The organism is Pseudomonas sp. FR229a, from assembly GCF_030209115.1.
Lineage (GTDB): Bacteria > Pseudomonadota > Gammaproteobacteria > Pseudomonadales > Pseudomonadaceae > Aquipseudomonas > Aquipseudomonas moraviensis_A.
This window is the reverse complement of sequence record NZ_JARVSP010000028.1, coordinates 35,108-48,584: the sequence shown is the minus strand read 5'-3', so window position 1 is coordinate 48,584 and position 13,477 is coordinate 35,108. Positions and strand designations below refer to the sequence as shown.

The window sequence follows — 13,477 nt, the reverse complement described above, 5'->3', positions numbered from 1 at the left end:
GGGAGAGGGGATTGATTGGGGGATGTTCGAGAGCTACGCCGACCTGAGCGAGCTTTTTCGAATCCATAATCGACTCGATTTTTTCAGGTCGATGTATGACGCAGGACACCTCGGTCGGCTCCCTCTCCTTGGGGAGAGGGCTGGGGTGAGGGGCCGCTTGGAATGCACAAACAAAAACGCCCGACCTTCACAGGCCGGGCGTTTTTGATTTGCCCTGAAATCAGGACTGACTGGATGGCGTCGACGGAGTCGATGCTGCAGTCGGGGTAGCTGCTGCCGTGGGTGCCGCAGCGGAATTTGCCGCGTTGGCCGGAGCTGTTGGAGCCGTCGATGGCGCGGCGGCCGGTTTCGGTGCAGCGGCTTTCGGCGCGGCCGGTTTTTTCACTGCAGGCTTTTTCGCCGCAGCCGGTTTGGCCGCAGGCTTCGCAGCAGGTTTGGCGGCAGCGGTCTTCGCTGCTGGCTTGGCCGCTGGTTTCGCTGCAGTTTTAGCCGCAGGTTTTGCTGCTGCTTTGGTTGCCGGTTTGGCAGAGGCTTTGGCGGCAACCGGTTTGGTGGCCGCTTTGGCCGCAGGCTTGGCGGCTGCCGTTTTCGCGGCCGGCTTGGCCGCAGCTTTCGCAGCAGGTTTTGCCGCCGCTTTGGTCAGTGGCTTGGCTGCGGCTTTCGTCGCAGGTTTGGCCGCCGCAGTTTTGCTAGCCGGTTTCGCCGCCGCGGTTTTCGCCGCTACGGGCTGAGCCTTCAGACCGGTGAGTTTCTCGATCTGCCTGGTCAGCGTATCGACCTTGGCGTTGAGCGCCTTGACCTCATTGCGGCTCGGCACACCCAGGCGCGAAATCGCGCTGTTCAGGCGCTTGTCGAACGCGCCTTCCAGCTCGTCCCATTTGCCCAGTGCGCGGTCTTTCACGCCGCTGATGCGCGACTTCGCCGAGGAGGTCGAGTCCTCGACTTTCTTGCCGACTGCTGTCTTGGTGAGCTTCTCGGCTTTCTCGCCGTCTTTGACCAATGCATCGAAGAGTTTGCTGCCGTCAGTGTCGATCTTCGAGTACACGCCTAAACCAGCCAGCCAGATCTTGCGGGAGTAGGACTCGACCTTCCCGACCCACGAGCTGCTTTCTTTATCGGTGTTCTTTTTGCCAGCCATCCCGTTCTCCTTAAGATTTTCGCGCGACGCGTTCGAGCAATGCCGTCAGCTCATCGAGCTTAGCAGAGAGTGCCTCAACGTCATGTTTAGACGGAATGCCGATCCGATTCAAGGCGCTGGCCACACGGTTGTCGAAGGCTTTCTCGACCTTGTCCAGCTGAACTTCAACACGACCCTTGAACGAGCTGACCTGAGTGGCCGCATCATCGATCTCGGCGTTGGCCGCGAGGAGTTTTTCGCTGACGGCTTTTTTGCCTTTCTTTTCAACAGTTTGACCGGCGGCGACGAGTTCCTGGAAGTACTCGCTGCCCTCCTGGCCGACCTTGGTATAGGCGCCCAGGCCTGCCAGCCAGATCTTGCGGGCATAGGATTTGACGTCGCTCAGAGTGGAAGTCGGAGCGTCGATTTTTTTCTTCAAAATGACTTTGGCCATGGTGCACCTCACGCGCAGAAGGTTTGAGGAACTGCCGGACGAGTGTCGGGCTCAGGCACAAAGTAGGTAGAAAAATTAGAAAGGGCACCCTAACCAGTGGGCGCACCAGAACAAATGTAGGAGTGAGCCTGCTCGCGATAGCGGTCTGTCAGTCACAGATAATTTGACTGACAGACCGCTATCGCGAGCAGGCTCACTCCTACAGGGGATCGTGTTTCAGGCCAGGGCTTTATCGAGGGCTTTTTCGATCTCGGCTTTGATCATGCCGCTCATGGCCGACATCATCAGGCCCAGCTCGACGTCGACCCTGATCGAATCGTCCGCCACATGCACTGCGCCTTTCACGCCCGAGCGTTTGAGGTTCAGGGTGTCGCCTGACCACTGCGGCTCCAGGCCGTATTGTTCATTGAGTTTCCTGGCCAGTTTGTCGGCCTTCTCGCGGGCGGCTTCCTTGCCCAGGGTGTGGGCGCGCTCAACACTGATTTTGGCCATGGAATGACTCCTGATGATTGAATGGCTGACGTGGAATCTTGACCGCATCTGCGGCAAATCGTCCCGAAGGTTGCCCATCTTACCTTTAGCCATTCCAAGACAAAGCATGGCTTGGGGATTAGAATGTCGCGCATTCTCTTTTGGTGACAGCGATATGACTGATCAGCGCAAAGGCAGCGATGCCGAACCCACCACTCACTTCGGCTTCAAAAACGTTCCGGAAAGCCAGAAAGCGGAAAAAGTCGCTGAGGTTTTCCATTCCGTAGCCGCGAAATACGACCTGATGAACGACCTTCTGTCGGGCGGCATGCACCGCCTGTGGAAGCGTTTCGCGATCGAGCTTTCCGGCGTGCGCAGCGGCAACCGCGTGCTCGACATCGCCGGCGGCACCGGCGACCTGACCCGCAAGTTCTCGCACCTCGTCGGCCCGACTGGCCAAGTGGTGTTGGCCGACATCAACGAATCGATGCTCAAGGTCGGCCGTGATCGCCTGCTCGACCTCGGCGTTGCCGGCAATGTCGAATTCGTCCAGGCCGACGCAGAAAAGCTGCCGTTCCCGGACAACCATTTCGACTGCGTAACCATCGCCTTCGGCCTGCGCAACGTGACGCACAAAGAGGACGCACTGCGTTCGATGCTGCGCGTGCTCAAGCCCGGCGGACGCCTGCTGGTGCTGGAGTTCTCCAAGCCGACCAATGCGCTGATGTCCAAAGCCTACGACGCCTACTCGTTCGCCTTCATGCCGCTGATGGGCAAGCTGATCACCAATGACTCGGAAAGCTACCGCTACCTGGCCGAATCGATCCGCATGCACCCGAATCAGGAAACCCTGAAGTCGATGATGGTCGAAGCCGGTTTCGACCGCGTGACCTATCACAACATGACCGCAGGTATCGTCGCCCTGCACCGCGGCATCAAGCCCTGATGTTGCTGACCGGGCTGCTCGCCAGCGTCGAACTCGGCCTCAACCGGGTGCTGCGTCTCGACAGCACGGCGCTGCCGCGCCTGGCGCATCTGACCGGCAAGGTGATTGCCGTCGATTGCCGCAGCCCGGCCCTGCAACTGTTCATTCTGCCCAGCGACGAAGGCCTGATGCTGGCTTCACAGTGGGCGGCGGACGTCGATTGCACATTGCGCGCACCGGCCTCGAGCCTGGTGAAACTGGCCCTGAGCAAAGACAAGACAGCCGTGCTGCACGCTCCGGAGGTCGAGCTCGAAGGCGACAGCGGCGTGTTGCTGGAGCTGGCCGGTGTGCTGCAAGACCTCGAGCTGGACTGGGAGTACGAACTCTCGCGCTGGCTCGGTCCGGTCGCCACGCAGTTGCTCGGTGGTCATCTGCGCAGCCGCGCGCGCTGGTATCAACAAGGATTTGCCAGCCTCAACCAGAATCTTGCCGAATACCTCGCCGAAGAATCGCGCACCCTCGTCGGGCAACGCGAAGCCGAAGCGCGGTTCAGCGAACTGGACCGGATCAAACTTGATCTGGAACGACTCGAGGCGCGTTTCGAGCGCCTTTCCCGATCCCTCGACCCAAGCGATAACGCATGAAGCTGCTTGCCGTCCGCCGTCTGTTGCGCATCCAGCGCGTCGTGATCCGCTACCGCCTCGATGACCTGCTGTTCGATCTGCCGCTGCCGTGGTTTCTCCTGGCCGTGCGCTTTCTGCTGCCGTGGCGCTGGCTGCCGCGCAAGCCGCTGGAGCTCAACCGTGGCGCGCGCTTGCGTCTGGCGTTGCAGGATCTGGGGCCGATCTTCATCAAGTTCGGGCAGATCCTTTCGACCCGTCGCGACCTGTTGCCGGAAGACATCGCCGATGAGCTCATGCTCTTGCAGGATCGCGTGCCGCCGTTCGATTCGCAGGTGTCGATCAAGCTGATCGAAGAACAGCTGGGCAAGAAAATCAGCGAAGTGTTCAGCCGTTTCGACGTTGAACCGCTGGCCTCGGCCTCGGTGGCGCAGGTGCATGCGGCGCAGCTCAAAAGCGGCGAAGAAGTGGTGGTCAAGGTCATTCGCCCAGGCCTGAAACCGATCATCGCGCAGGATCTGGCGTGGCTGTTCATCCTCGCCCGCGCCGCCGAGAAGTTCTCCGCTGACGCGCGCCTGCTGCACCCGGTCGACGTGGTGCAGGATTACGAAAAAACCATTTACGACGAACTCGACCTGTTGCGCGAGGCGGCCAACGCCAGCCAGTTGCGCCGCAACTTCGAGGGCTCGCAGCTGCTGTACGTGCCGCAAGTCTACTGGGACTGGTGCCGGCCGAAAGTGCTGGTGATGGAGCGCATCTACGGGATTCAGGTCACTGACCTGGCGACCCTCGCCGACCAGCGCACCGACATGAAAATGCTCGCCGAGCGCGGTGTGGAGATCTTCTTCACGCAGGTGTTCCGCGACAGTTTCTTCCACGCCGACATGCACCCGGGCAACATCTTCGTCAGCACCGTCAACCCGTGGAGCCCGCAGTACATTGCGATCGACTGCGGCATCGTCGGCAGCCTGACCCCGGAAGACCAGGATTATCTGGCGCGCAATCTGTTCGCCTTCTTCAAGCGTGACTACCGCCGTGTCGCGCAGTTGCACATCGACTCGGGCTGGGTGCCGGCGGAAACCAAACTCAATGAATTCGAAGCGGCGATCCGTACCGTCTGCGAACCGATCTTCGAAAAACCGTTAAAAGATATTTCATTTGGCCAGGTGCTGATGCGCCTGTTCCAGACCGCGCGCCGCTTCAACATGGAGGTGCAGCCCCAACTGGTGCTGTTGCAGAAGACTCTGCTGAACATCGAAGGCCTCGGGCGCCAGCTGTATCCGGATCTGGATCTGTGGAACACCGCGCAGCCGTTTCTCGAGCGCTGGATGCGCGAGCGCGTCAGCCCGAAAGCCTTGCTGGGCAACGTGCAGAGCCAGCTGGAGCAGATTCCGCACCTGTCGAACATGGCCCGCGACCTGCTCGAGCGCATGTCGCAACCCCATGCCAAAGACCCGCCGCCGCCGTGGCACAAACGCAAGGACGACTGGTTCCTGCGCCTGCTCGGCTGCGCGCATCTGGCCGGCGGCGCGACCCTCGCCGCTGGTGGCCCGCTGACCGATTGGGCGCACTGGCCCGCCGGGATCATGGTGGCGGTCGGCTTGTATCTGGTCGTTCGCCGATAGCACGAATCGGCTGCAAGTTATAAGCTGCGAGCTGCAAGCTTGACGACACAGGTACACCGCAACCTGCTTTTACTTGCAGCTTGAAGCTTGAAACTCGAAGCTGCTTTTCAGGAACTGAAGATGAAAAACTGGCTGGACGAGATCAAGTGGGATGCTGACGGCCTGGTGCCGGCGATCGCTCAGGATCACAAGACCGGGCGCGTATTGATGATGGCCTGGATGAACCGCGAAGCGCTGGAACTGACCGCAGCGGAGAATCGTGCAATCTACTGGTCACGTTCCCGTGGCAAGCTGTGGCGCAAGGGCGAAGAGTCCGGCCATGTGCAGACTCTGCATGAAATGCGTCTGGACTGTGACGCCGACGTGATCATCCTGATGGTTGAACAGATCGGCGACATCGCCTGCCACACCGGCCGTCAAAGCTGCTTTTACCGAGTCTTCGAAAACGGCGACTGGAAAACGGTCGACCCGGTTCTGAAAGACCCGCATGCCATCTACTCCGCAGGACACACACATGAGTGACACCCTGACCCGTCTGGCTGAAGTGCTCGAAGAGCGCAAAGGTGCAGCCGCCGACAGTTCGTATGTCGCCAGCCTGTATCACAAGGGGCTGAACAAGATTCTGGAGAAAGTCGGCGAAGAGTCGGTCGAAACCATTATTGCCGCCAAGGATGCCGCGATCAGCGGCGACTGCAGTGATGTGATCTACGAGACCGCCGACCTGTGGTTCCACAGCATGGTCATGCTCGCCCAACTGGGGCAGCATCCGCAGGCCGTGCTGGATGAACTGGACCGTCGCTTCGGCCTGTCCGGACACGTCGAGAAAGCCTCGCGTCCGTCCGCCTGAACAATTTTTAGAGAGGAATCGCCACATGGGCATTTTTGACTGGAAACACTGGGTCGTCATTCTGATTGTCGTGGTGCTGGTGTTCGGTACCAAGAAACTGAAAAACCTCGGTACTGACGTTGGTGAATCAATCAAGGGCTTCCGCAAAGCCATGAATGACGACGAAAAACCGACCGAGCCGAACGTAACCCCGCCGGCGCAGCCAGTGCCACCGGTGCAGCCGCAAACCACCGCTCAGGCCAACCCGCCGCACACCATCGACGTGCAGGCGCAGAAAGTCGAAGAGCCGATCCGCAAAGACGTGTGAGCACTGACTAATGTTTGGTATCAGCTTCTCTGAACTGCTGCTCGTCGGCCTCGTTGCCCTGCTGGTGCTTGGCCCCGAGCGTCTGCCGGGCGCTGCGCGCACCGCCGGTCTGTGGGTCGGCCGCCTGAAGCGCAGCTTCAACGCGATCAAGCAGGAAGTTGAACGTGAAATCGGCGCCGACGAGATCCGTCGGCAACTGCACAACGAACATATTCTGTCGCTGGAGCAAGAGGCGCGGAAGATTTTCAATCCTAGCCAACAGGAGCCGACGCCGGTCGAGCCTGTGGGCGAGCAGACAATTCACAGCGCTTCCGCTCCGACTGCACCTGCACCTGCACCGGTTGTAACACCGCCAGCACCGGCGCCGGTTGCCGCGCACACATCGGTTGAACACGTAGCTCCCACCGCCGCGCCGACTACACCTGCGCCTCACGACACCACTTTGCCGCCGCGAGCCCCATGAGCGATCTTCCGGAAAACGACCAGCACATGCCGCTGGTTTCGCACCTCACCGAGTTGCGCACCCGCCTGCTGCGTTGCGTGGCGGCGATCTTCATTATCTTTGCCGGGCTGTTCGCCTTTACCCAGCAGATCTACACCTTCGTCTCGACGCCGCTGCGCCAGTACCTGCCGGTCGGCGCGACGATGATCGCCACCGACGTGTCGTCGCCATTCCTGACGCCGCTGAAGCTGACGATGATGGTTTCGCTGTTTCTTGCGATCCCGGTGATCCTGCACCAGATCTGGGGCTTTATTGCGCCAGGCCTGTACAAGCATGAAAAACGCGTTGCGGTACCGCTGCTGATCTCCAGCATCCTGCTGTTCTACATCGGCATGGCGTTCGCCTATTACTTCGTCTTTCCGCTGATCTTCAAGTTCTTCGCCGCCGCTACCCCGGCCGGCGTGGAAATGATGACCGACATCGCCAGCTACCTCGATTTCGTCATGACGCTGTTCTTCGCCTTCGGCGTGGCGTTCGAGATTCCGGTGGCCGTGGTGCTGCTGGTGTGGATCGGCGTGGTCGACGTCAAATACCTGAAGAAGATCCGTCCGTACGTGATCATCGGCTGCTTCGTGGTCGGGATGATCCTGACGCCGCCGGACATCTTCTCGCAGACCCTGCTGGCCGTGCCGATGTGGATGCTGTTCGAGATCGGCATCCTCTTCGGCGCGCTGGTCAGCAAGCGCGAACGCCCGGACGAAACGCCGGCCGACGATCACAACGATCAGCCGCCAGCGACCCAGGCATGAACCTGCTGCTGCTCGAAGAGGCCGATTTCATTGCGGCGGACCGCGTGGTCCTGCGCGATCGCCGCCTGACCCATATGCAGGAAGTCCATCGCTCGGAAGTGGGCGACAGCTTGCGTGTCGGGCGCATCAACGGGCTGATGGGTTCGGCCGAGTTGCTGCGCCTGGAGGCGGGCGAAGCGGAACTGCGTGTCAGCCTCGATCAGCCTCCGCCGGCCAAGCTGCCGCTGACCCTGGTACTGGCACTGCCCCGGCCGAAAATGCTTCGCCGGGTGTTCCAGACCGTTGCGACCATGGGCGTGGCCAAGGTGATTCTGGTCAACAGTTACCGCGTGGAGAAAAGCTTCTGGCAGACACCGTTTCTGGAGCCGGAAGCGATTCGTGAGCAATTGATTCTTGGCCTCGAACAGGCCCGCGATACGGTGTTGCCCGAGATCGTCATCGAGAAACGCTTCAAGCCTTTCGTTGAAGATCGACTGCCGGCAATCACCGACGGCACCCTCGGTCTGGTCGGCCATCCCGGCAACTACCCGCCCTGCCCCCGCGCCCTCAGCGAACCGGTGACATTGGCCATCGGCCCCGAGGGTGGCTGGATTCCCTACGAAATCGATCTGCTGGCCAAGTCCGGCCTGCAACCGGTGCAACTGGGCGAGCGCATCCTGCGCGTCGAAACCGCCGTCACCGCACTGCTCGCGCGCCTGTTCTGAGCCAAGCAACTTTTGTGGCGAGGGAGCTTGCTCCCGCTTGGGCGCGAAGCGGCCATCGCTCTTTCTCTCACGAGCAACGCACTTGCCGCTGTTACGACGGCTGCGCCGTCGAGCGGGAGCAAGCTCCCTCGCCACAGAATCGCGACAACCACGGACAAGCGGCGTTACAGATTGCCATCAGCCAGCCGATACAGCCCCTATAAGTCCAATTTTAGTGGTCCGAAGGGAGTGGTCGCATGTACCGTTGGTTAGCCGAGAGTCTTGGAAACGTCAGCGTCAAACGCAAGCTGGGCATCGGTTTCGGCCTGGTGCTGTTACTGACGCTGTTGATCACTTTCACCGGCTGGACCGGCATGAGCGGCATCATCAGCCGCGGCGACAAGCTCGGCTTCATCTCGAGCCTCAATGAGCTGACCAAAGACCTGCGCCTGGCGCGCATGGACTACGACATGCGCCGTGGCGAACAGGGCCCGGGCGCGGTCAACGAATTCCTCAACAAACTCGAAAGCGGTCTGCAATCGGCACGCGGCATGATCGAGCAGCCGTCCGATGTGGCGATGGTCGACCAGCAATTGGCTGCGGTTGCCGAATACAAACGCGCCTTCGGCGAAATGACCCAGGCCACCGTGCAGCGTGAAGATGCGCGCAGCAAGCTGGGCGCCAACGCCGACAATGCCGTGGCCAGGGTCGGCGAAGTCGAAAGTGCACTGCTGCAGGGCGACAGCGTCGCGCAGTACAACGCGGTGATCGAGCTGAGCAAATTGCTCCAGCAAGCGCGCTATCAAGTGCGCGGCTACACCTACAGCGGCAAGGCCGACGCTGAGCAACCGGCGCTGACCGCCATCGACAACGCCCTGAAAAACCTCGAAAGCCTGCCGACTCGAGTGCCGGAGCAGCACATCGCCAACCTGCAGCAAGCCACCGACTCGCTCAAGGCTTATCGTGCAGCCGTGGCTCAGTTCCGTGACTCGCAGGTGAAAAACACTGCCGCACTGGCGAACATGGCGGCTCAGGGCGACATCCTCATGGCGCTCAGCAAGAAACTCACCGAATCGCAAACCGTGGTGCGCGACACTGACGCTGCCCACGCCAAGAACATGCTGCTGATCGCCACCGTGCTGGCGCTGGTGTTCGGTCTGCTGGCAGCGTGGATCATCACTCGGCAAATCATCATTCCGCTGACCCAGACCCTGAAAGTGGCCGAACGCGTGGCGGCCGGCGACCTGACTCACAATCTGGTCTCCCTGCGTCGCGACGAACTCGGCCAGTTGCAACGCTCGATGCAAAGCATGACCCAGGGCCTGCGCGAATTGATCGGTGGCATCAGCGACGGCGTCACGCAGATCGCCAGCGCCGCCGAAGAACTCTCGGCCGTGACCGAGCAGACCAGCGCCGGGGTCAACAATCAGAAGGTCGAGACCGATCAGGTCGCCACCGCCATGAACGAAATGGCCGCCACCGTGCAGGAAGTCGCGCGCAACGCTGAAGAAGCTTCGGAAGCCGCTGTCGCCGCCGACCAACAGGCCCGTGAGGGCGACAAAGTCGTCGGCGAAGCCATCGCCCAGATCGAGCGCCTGGCGGTCGAGGTCGGTCATTCCACCGAAGCCATGGGCGAGCTCAAGCGCGAAAGCGACAAGATCGGCAGCGTGCTCGACGTGATCAAGTCGGTTGCCCAGCAAACCAACCTGCTGGCGCTCAACGCCGCCATCGAGGCTGCCCGTGCCGGTGAAGCGGGTCGTGGTTTCGCGGTGGTTGCCGACGAAGTGCGCAGCCTTGCCCAGCGCACGCAGAAGTCCACGGAAGAGATCGAAGAGCTGATCGTCGGCCTGCAAAACGGCACTCAGCAAGTGGCGACGATCATGGACAACAGCCGCAGCCTCACCGACAGCAGCGTCGAACTGACCCGGCGTGCCGGTGGCTCACTGGAAAGCATCACCCGCACCGTCTCCGCGATTCAGGCAATGAACCAGCAGATCGCCGCAGCCGCCGAGCAGCAGAGCGCCGTGGCCGAAGAGATCAACCGCAGCGTGCTGAACGTGCGCGATGTATCGGATCAGACCTCAGCGGCGAGTGAAGAGACCGCGGCCTCCAGCGTTGAGCTGGCGCGGCTGGGCACGCATCTGCAGATGCTGGTGGGCCGCTTCAAGGTTTAACAGCCCAAAAACAAAAGATCGCAGCCTTCGGCAGCTCCTACAGGTGTACACAAAACCCTGTAGGAGCTGCCGAAGGCTGCGATCTTTTTTGCCGTTAAAGAACCTGTCTTAGAAAGGCCTGAGCCCGCGGATCCTTCGGTGCATCGAAGAACTCCGCCGGCGCTGCATCTTCGAGCAATTTGCCGTGATCGAAGAACAGCACCCGATCCGCCACTTCCCGGGCGAAGCCCATCTCATGGGTGACGCAGACCATGGTCATGCCTTCCACGGCCAGGTTTTTCATCACGTCGAGCACTTCGCCGACCATTTCCGGGTCGAGGGCCGAGGTCGGTTCGTCGAACAGCATGACTTTCGGCTCCATTGCCAGCGCCCGGGCAATCGCCACCCGTTGCTGCTGACCGCCGGACAAGCGTGACGGAAACTCGTGGGCCTTCTGTGCAATGCCGACCTTTTCCAGCAACGCCATGGCCTTGGCTTCGCGTTCTTTCTTGCCGCGCTTGCGCACGACTTTCTGCGCCAGACAGAGGTTTTCCAGCACGGTCATGTGCGGGAACAGATTGAAATGCTGGAAGACCATGCCGACTTCGCGGCGGTAAGCATTGACGTCGGTTTTCGCGTCGGCCAGTTGCAGGCCGTCGATGCTTACTGAACCGGAATCGAATTCCTCAAGGCCATTGAGGCAACGCAGGAAGGTCGACTTGCCGGAACCGGACGGGCCGATCACCACCAGCACTTCGCCCTTGGCCACCGTGGTGCTGACGTTGTCCACCGCGCGCACCACTTGCCCACGGGTGTCGAAGACTTTTACCAGATCGCGGACTTCAATCACTTTGCGCGAGCCTCCGCTCAAGCCGACTGGCGATTTTCGACAGCGGCAGGTTGATCAACAGGTACAGACCGGCGACGCAGAACAGGATTTCGAACGGCGAAAATGAGGTGGTGATGACTTCCCGACCGCTTTTCAGCAGCTCGGTGATGGCGATCACCGACACCAGCGACGTGTCCTTGACCAGACTGATGAACTGCCCGGCCAGCGGCGGCAGCACCCGCTTGAACGCCTGCGGCAGGACCACGTGGCGCATCGACTGGCCGGCGCTCAGACCGAGCGAGCGCGCCGCCTCGTTCTGACCACGGGCGATCGATTGCACGCCGGAACGGATGATCTCCGCCACGTAAGCGCCGGTGAACAGCGACAACGCAGCGATCCCGGCGAACTCGCGGGACAGGTTCATCACCGTGCCGATGAAGAAGTAGAAAATGAAAATCTGCACCAACAGCGGCGTGCCCCGAACCAGTTCGACGTAGATGGTCGACAGATCGCGCAGGGTGGGGTTGCTCGACAGCCGGCACAGGCCAGTGACCAGACCGATCAGCAAGCCGAGCACGCCGGATACCAGCGACAGCCACAACGTCGTCCACAGGCCCCACAACAGCGGCCCTGCCGCCCAGTGCCGGGTCACGCCCACAACATCGCCTTCGGCGACATCGTCGCCCTGCGCGAATTGCAGGCTGTTCTCGTCGACTGTCAGCTTCTGCTCGTCACCGGCGTCGTTGCGCAGGGTGACCTCGGCACTGCCGCCCTTGCGCACCAGGTCGGTGACGGTGGAAATATCCGCGGCGCGCTGGGTTTCTTCAGCTTGATAAGCGAAGTACTGCGGCACGCGATTCCAGCGCCATTCGTAGGACATCAGCGACGTCGCGTAATACAACGCGCCCGCCAGGCCGACCAGCACCAGCACGGTGAGGACGTGCCAGGGCCATTGGGCTTTTTTCTGTTTCATCAAGAGCTAAATCCATAACGATCAGGGTGCCCGCTGCCTCTGTGGCGAGGGAGCTTGCTCCCGCTGGGTTGCGAAGCGGCCCTGAAATCAGCCACCGCGCAACGTCGGGCAAAACCAGTCAACGGGTTTACGACTGCCTCGCAGCCGAGTGGGAGCAAGCTCCCTCGCCACAGGTGACCGGGCTTATTCCATGTCCTTGAGCCACTCGGTGCTCTTGAACCACTTGTCATGGATGCGATCGTAGGTGCCGTCTTCGTGGATCTGGTGCAGGAAGTTGTTGATGAAGTTGAGGCTGTCGAAGTCGCCCTTCTTCAGACCGAAGGCCAGCGGCTCGTAGGTGAACGGCTTGTCGAGGAACACCAGCTTGCCGGCACCCACTTTGTTCAGGGCAACGACGTTGTACGGCGCGTCGTAGATGAAGGCGTCAGCCTTGCCATTGACCACGTCGAGTACAGCCTCCTGCTCGTTGTCGTAGCCGTGGTACTTGGCTTTGGAGATCAGTTTCCTGGCGACCATTTCGCCAGTCGTGCCGAGCTTGGAGGTGATGCGGTAGTCGGCGGTGTTCAGGTCCTTGTAGGACTTGATGGTGCCTTCCAGCTCCTTGCGGATCAGCAGGGTCTGGCCGACGACGATGAACGGATCGCTGAAGTTCAGGCGCAGATTGCGCTCCTGGGTCAGGGTCATGCCGCTGCCGATCATGTCGAACTTGTCGGTCATCAGCGCCGGGATGATGCCGTCGTAACCGGTCGAGACCAGCTCGAGCTTGACGCCCATGGCCTTGGTCATGGCTTTGAGGATATCGACTTCGAAACCGATGATTTCGCCGCGTTTGTTGGTCATCTCGAACGGCATATAGGTCGGGTCCATGCCGACTTTCAGCGAACCGCGCTTGACCGCGTCATCGATAGCGCCGGCCTGCGCCGCATTGACTGCAACCAGTGCCGTGACGCCGACCAGCAGCATCGACAGATACTTCTTCATCTTCAAGTCCCCAAAACCATTGCGTGTGCGGCGCGAAAACCAACAGTCACAGGCAAAAAAGCCCGGGTGCGCCAATTCGGGGACGGATGCTAACGCACTCGTTTTTTTGCACAAGGTTTAATGGACGATTTGTTTAACAATCAAGAGCTCCCCCCTCGCCCCAACCCTCTCCCCCAAGGGGGCGAGGGGGAAAGGGAGCCGATCTTCATGCTGTTCAAGTCCGAGGTCGACTCGATATCTC

Annotated in this window: 16 protein-coding genes and 1 pseudogene; 11 read left to right on the top strand and 6 right to left on the bottom strand. The window is 60.8% G+C overall.

Features of this window, described 5'->3' with window-relative positions; genetic code table 11:
• Positions 1–220: 220 nt before the first annotated feature.
• From QRN33_RS22560 to QRN33_RS22550, 3 genes are all read right to left on the bottom strand, one after another.
• The gene (locus QRN33_RS22560; protein WP_285410175.1) at positions 221–1,138 is read right to left on the bottom strand and encodes a phasin family protein; all 918 of its coding nucleotides are present in this window, start codon (positions 1,136–1,138) and stop codon (positions 221–223) included.
• Positions 1,139–1,148: 10 nt separating this feature from the next.
• On the bottom strand, positions 1,149–1,571 hold the full coding sequence (locus QRN33_RS22555) for a phasin family protein (RefSeq protein WP_016772067.1): 423 nt from the start codon (positions 1,569–1,571) through the stop codon (positions 1,149–1,151).
• Positions 1,572–1,787: 216 nt separating this feature from the next.
• Positions 1,788–2,063, bottom strand: coding sequence for a polyhydroxyalkanoic acid system family protein (locus tag QRN33_RS22550; RefSeq protein WP_042608680.1), 276 nt, complete (start codon positions 2,061–2,063; stop codon positions 1,788–1,790).
• A 154-nt stretch (positions 2,064–2,217) separates the two neighbouring features.
• Between QRN33_RS22550 and ubiE the strand changes: the two genes are divergently transcribed.
• From ubiE to QRN33_RS26770, 11 genes and pseudogenes are all read left to right on the top strand, one after another.
• Positions 2,218–2,988: a bifunctional demethylmenaquinone methyltransferase/2-methoxy-6-polyprenyl-1,4-benzoquinol methylase UbiE gene (gene ubiE / locus QRN33_RS22545; RefSeq protein WP_039756654.1), complete on the top strand. Its 771-nt coding sequence runs from the start codon at positions 2,218–2,220 to the stop codon at positions 2,986–2,988.
• Positions 2,988–3,611, top strand: coding sequence for a ubiquinone biosynthesis accessory factor UbiJ (locus QRN33_RS22540; RefSeq protein ID WP_227973492.1), 624 nt, complete (start codon positions 2,988–2,990; stop codon positions 3,609–3,611). The genes ubiE and QRN33_RS22540 overlap by 1 nt, the downstream gene beginning before the upstream one ends.
• Positions 3,608–5,212 (top strand): ubiquinone biosynthesis regulatory protein kinase UbiB, encoded by a 1,605-nt coding sequence (gene ubiB, locus QRN33_RS22535; protein ID WP_285410174.1) that lies wholly within the window; start codon positions 3,608–3,610, stop codon positions 5,210–5,212. Before QRN33_RS22540 ends, ubiB begins: the two co-directional genes overlap by 4 nt.
• Positions 5,213–5,332: 120 nt before the next feature.
• Positions 5,333–5,734, top strand: coding sequence for a phosphoribosyl-AMP cyclohydrolase (hisI, locus tag QRN33_RS22530; protein WP_007899278.1), 402 nt, complete (start codon positions 5,333–5,335; stop codon positions 5,732–5,734).
• Positions 5,727–6,059, top strand: coding sequence for a phosphoribosyl-ATP diphosphatase (locus QRN33_RS22525; protein ID WP_007909355.1), 333 nt, complete (start codon positions 5,727–5,729; stop codon positions 6,057–6,059). The genes hisI and QRN33_RS22525 overlap by 8 nt, the downstream gene beginning before the upstream one ends.
• 25 nt (positions 6,060–6,084) lie before the next feature.
• Positions 6,085–6,366, top strand: a complete 282-nt coding sequence (locus QRN33_RS22520; protein ID WP_039756649.1) for a twin-arginine translocase TatA/TatE family subunit — start codon at positions 6,085–6,087, stop codon at positions 6,364–6,366.
• A gap of 10 nt (positions 6,367–6,376) precedes the next feature.
• Entirely contained in the window at positions 6,377–6,829 is a 453-nt protein-coding gene (gene tatB, locus QRN33_RS22515) for a Sec-independent protein translocase protein TatB (protein ID WP_285410170.1), read from the top strand.
• A complete protein-coding gene (gene tatC / locus QRN33_RS22510; RefSeq protein ID WP_016772075.1) occupies positions 6,826–7,617 on the top strand; it encodes a twin-arginine translocase subunit TatC in 792 nt (263 codons plus the stop codon). The genes tatB and tatC overlap by 4 nt, the downstream gene beginning before the upstream one ends.
• Positions 7,614–8,321: a 16S rRNA (uracil(1498)-N(3))-methyltransferase gene (locus QRN33_RS22505; protein ID WP_123419822.1), complete on the top strand. Its 708-nt coding sequence runs from the start codon at positions 7,614–7,616 to the stop codon at positions 8,319–8,321. Before tatC ends, QRN33_RS22505 begins: the two co-directional genes overlap by 4 nt.
• Positions 8,322–8,557: 236 nt before the next feature.
• A pseudogene (locus tag QRN33_RS26775) lies at positions 8,558–9,619 on the top strand (methyl-accepting chemotaxis protein); the annotation flags it as partial.
• Complete coding sequence (locus QRN33_RS26770) at positions 9,602–10,474, top strand: methyl-accepting chemotaxis protein (RefSeq protein WP_371915146.1); 873 nt, start codon at positions 9,602–9,604, stop codon at positions 10,472–10,474. The pseudogene QRN33_RS26775 and the gene QRN33_RS26770, both read left to right, overlap by 18 nt.
• 94 nt (positions 10,475–10,568) lie before the next feature.
• On the opposite strand, the gene QRN33_RS22495 is transcribed toward QRN33_RS26770, so the two are convergent.
• From QRN33_RS22495 to QRN33_RS22485, 3 genes are all read right to left on the bottom strand, one after another.
• The gene (locus QRN33_RS22495) at positions 10,569–11,303 is read right to left on the bottom strand and encodes an amino acid ABC transporter ATP-binding protein (RefSeq protein WP_042608674.1); all 735 of its coding nucleotides are present in this window, start codon (positions 11,301–11,303) and stop codon (positions 10,569–10,571) included.
• The gene (locus QRN33_RS22490) at positions 11,296–12,255 is read right to left on the bottom strand and encodes an amino acid ABC transporter permease (RefSeq protein ID WP_083354022.1); all 960 of its coding nucleotides are present in this window, start codon (positions 12,253–12,255) and stop codon (positions 11,296–11,298) included. Before QRN33_RS22490 ends, QRN33_RS22495 begins: the two co-directional genes overlap by 8 nt.
• Positions 12,256–12,438: 183 nt before the next feature.
• Entirely contained in the window at positions 12,439–13,236 is a 798-nt protein-coding gene (locus tag QRN33_RS22485) for a transporter substrate-binding domain-containing protein (protein WP_039756640.1), read from the bottom strand.
• Positions 13,237–13,477: the final 241 nt, after the last annotated feature.

What these genes read in the sequence shown, in the direction of transcription:
- QRN33_RS26770 (WP_371915146.1), top strand. Translation starts at nt 9,602, where the DNA reads ATGCAAAGCATGACCCAGGGCCTGCGCGAATTGATCGGTGGCATCAGC.
- QRN33_RS22505 (WP_123419822.1), top strand. Translation starts at nt 7,614, where the DNA reads ATGAACCTGCTGCTGCTCGAAGAGGCCGATTTCATTGCGGCGGACCGC.
- hisI (WP_007899278.1), top strand. Translation starts at nt 5,333, where the DNA reads ATGAAAAACTGGCTGGACGAGATCAAGTGGGATGCTGACGGCCTGGTG.
- QRN33_RS22550 (WP_042608680.1), bottom strand. Translation starts at nt 2,063, where the DNA reads ATGGCCAAAATCAGTGTTGAGCGCGCCCACACCCTGGGCAAGGAAGCC.
- QRN33_RS22555 (WP_016772067.1), bottom strand. Translation starts at nt 1,571, where the DNA reads ATGGCCAAAGTCATTTTGAAGAAAAAAATCGACGCTCCGACTTCCACT.
- QRN33_RS22560 (WP_285410175.1), bottom strand. Translation starts at nt 1,138, where the DNA reads ATGGCTGGCAAAAAGAACACCGATAAAGAAAGCAGCTCGTGGGTCGGG.
- tatB (WP_285410170.1), top strand. Translation starts at nt 6,377, where the DNA reads ATGTTTGGTATCAGCTTCTCTGAACTGCTGCTCGTCGGCCTCGTTGCC.
- QRN33_RS22490 (WP_083354022.1), bottom strand. Translation starts at nt 12,255, where the DNA reads ATGAAACAGAAAAAAGCCCAATGGCCCTGGCACGTCCTCACCGTGCTG.
- QRN33_RS22525 (WP_007909355.1), top strand. Translation starts at nt 5,727, where the DNA reads ATGAGTGACACCCTGACCCGTCTGGCTGAAGTGCTCGAAGAGCGCAAA.
- QRN33_RS22520 (WP_039756649.1), top strand. Translation starts at nt 6,085, where the DNA reads ATGGGCATTTTTGACTGGAAACACTGGGTCGTCATTCTGATTGTCGTG.
- ubiB (WP_285410174.1), top strand. Translation starts at nt 3,608, where the DNA reads ATGAAGCTGCTTGCCGTCCGCCGTCTGTTGCGCATCCAGCGCGTCGTG.
- QRN33_RS22540 (WP_227973492.1), top strand. Translation starts at nt 2,988, where the DNA reads ATGTTGCTGACCGGGCTGCTCGCCAGCGTCGAACTCGGCCTCAACCGG.
- ubiE (WP_039756654.1), top strand. Translation starts at nt 2,218, where the DNA reads ATGACTGATCAGCGCAAAGGCAGCGATGCCGAACCCACCACTCACTTC.
- tatC (WP_016772075.1), top strand. Translation starts at nt 6,826, where the DNA reads ATGAGCGATCTTCCGGAAAACGACCAGCACATGCCGCTGGTTTCGCAC.
- QRN33_RS22485 (WP_039756640.1), bottom strand. Translation starts at nt 13,236, where the DNA reads ATGAAGAAGTATCTGTCGATGCTGCTGGTCGGCGTCACGGCACTGGTT.